Source organism: Campylobacter sp. BCW_6468 (assembly GCF_001762865.1).
Taxonomy (GTDB): Bacteria; Campylobacterota; Campylobacteria; order Campylobacterales; family Campylobacteraceae; genus Campylobacter_D; species Campylobacter_D jejuni.
In genome coordinates this window covers 1-2,382 of the sequence record NZ_MJXQ01000024.1, presented here as the reverse complement: position 1 = coordinate 2,382, position 2,382 = coordinate 1, and the positions used below count along the sequence as shown (strand labels likewise).

The 2,382-nt window shown below is 24.5% G+C and carries 1 protein-coding gene; it reads left to right on the top strand.

The window, feature by feature from the left end; all coding sequences use genetic code 11:
- A partial coding sequence (locus tag AJ889_RS09395) for a lipase family protein (RefSeq protein WP_186821000.1) occupies positions 1-2,382 on the top strand: 2,382 nt, incomplete at both ends.

Sequence of the window (2,382 nt, the reverse complement as noted above, 5' to 3'; positions counted from 1 at the left end):
GCTATACAAGCTCGTTTTGAACAAAATAAAATAGTTAAAATAGAACCTAAATATTGTATTTCTCTTATAAATACTTGTTTTGATAGTAAAGAAATAACATTGGATAATGATATTAGTAGGGTAGGGTTAAATGATGCACTGAGTAAAAGAACTATTGATTTTGTAAATAGATTTAAACTTTTAAAACATCAGCCTAACACTACAAGTGGCTTTAGTGCTACTTTGTTTGAAGATACTAAAGATAACAATCAAAAGATTATAGTTATACGAGGAACAGAGCCTACGAGTAATTTTGGGATAGATATTTTAGATGCTGATGTTGATTTAGCTTTAGGCAAAGTTCCCTATAATCAATATCTTGATATGATTAAATTTTATTCTGAGTGTGTTAAAGAATTTCCAAATATTATAAAAGACAAAGGTTTGGTAATTGTAGGTCATTCTTTAGGCGGAGCTTTGGCGCAACTACTTACTCTTTCATTAGCGAGTGTTAATTCTAGTGCTAATGTTAAAGAAATCTACACTTTCAATTCGCCTGGTGCAAAAGAACTAAAAGCTTTAAATTTAAATCAAATTTACAGAATAGATGGAAAAATTATCAATTCTGATAATAAAGAGCAAGCATTGTTTTATCAAATAAGATCTTATAAATATCAAAAAAGTATAGAAATAAACTTAATAGGATATGATTCTAATTTATTTCAAAATATAAAATCATACTTTCATAATAAAACAAACTTAAAAGAACATTATATCTTTATAAAAACAAATATAATTTATAGTAAATCAACGAATTATTTTTATGATATTTTTGAAGTTGATGAAGTATTTATAAATTGTGTTAATCAGCTCCTTACTAATCTTAATATCAAAAATATTTTAGCTACAAGTGATAATACTTATCATATTGAAACAGATACTGATTCCGATGCTTCTAATACAAAAGAGGTGATACAAGATTTAGGAGTAGATATAGACGGGAAGCATTATATTGTTAATTTAGGGGATCGATTTTGGGATTCTCATTTTTTAGAGCCTACTATCATAGAATTAAATTATATTTTAAATCTTATGAAAAATAAAGAAATTGATAACCTTTTAGAGTATAATATAAATAAGGATGAAGAGCTATGGACTTTTATCAAATACCATAATAATGTTTTAGCTACTGCAAGAACTCGTTATGATGATCGTATTTTGTCATATTTTAGTATTCCTAAACTATCTAATGATTTTTCAAATTCTTTGGAATATTTGCAAATTCATTATTTACCAAAAGAACCCAAAAAACCTTTATTTGCAGCAAATATTCAAGGTTTCTCATCTACGCAATTGCAAGCTTTGGAGGAATATAAAATAAAAAAAGCTAAATATGATGAGAAGTTAAAATGGTATGAACTTTATAAAGTAAAATATGAAAGAGAACAACAAATTTTTAATCAGAAATTTAAAGAGTATTTTTCAGAAATAATTTTTTATCAAAACAGACTCTATTCTCACAAAAAAACACAAGAGAAAATTATATTAAATGCAATAATACAACAAATTAATCAAAAAGATATAACATATTTTAATTTGTATTCTGTGATAGAATTTTTAAAAGAAAACAAGGCTTATTATAAATATATAGATTTAAATGAAATCCAAGATTTAATTTTAAATGATTTAGATAATAAATTGGGTTATTTTTATTGCCTTTATGTATGTATAAATTTAATAGTATTAAGAGAAGATAAAAATACTTATTTCACCCAAGCTACTGCTATAAACAATCTAGGCTATAATTCTACTTTCACAAAAATCTTCATCCTAGATAAAGAAAAGCTCAATGATACCTATCTTGATGCTAGAAAAAGGCTTTATAAATCTATCAATACTTTAAAAGAAAAAAGAAATGAAAAAATAAAAGATATCCAAGACTATTTAAATAAAGAAATTTCCTTACAAGATAATCTAAATAATCAAAGCTTTAATACTAAGGAAAATGATGTTAATTTAATTTTAAACGAAGTATTTAACATAGAGCAATTTTATGATAAAAATACCAATACCATAGTATTAAAGACAAATAATATAAAAATCATATTCTTAGATAAAGTAAATTTACAAGATTTGCAAGATAATTCTAACAATACTTCTTTCATCTCTATGTCAAATTTGATCCATATTTATGATAATCATTGTGATATTTTTGCAAAAGATAGAAGTGTTTTGGATATAAAGGACATAGAAGAAAAATATCAAATAGATTTTAAAAGTTTAGATATAAAAATCTTCCTAAACTCCACCCTCCTTACAGGCTCAAATGAACTTCCTAATAATCCTTTTTACTTTGGAGAATTAGATCAAGATAATACTATAAAACAAGATACACCTAGTTAT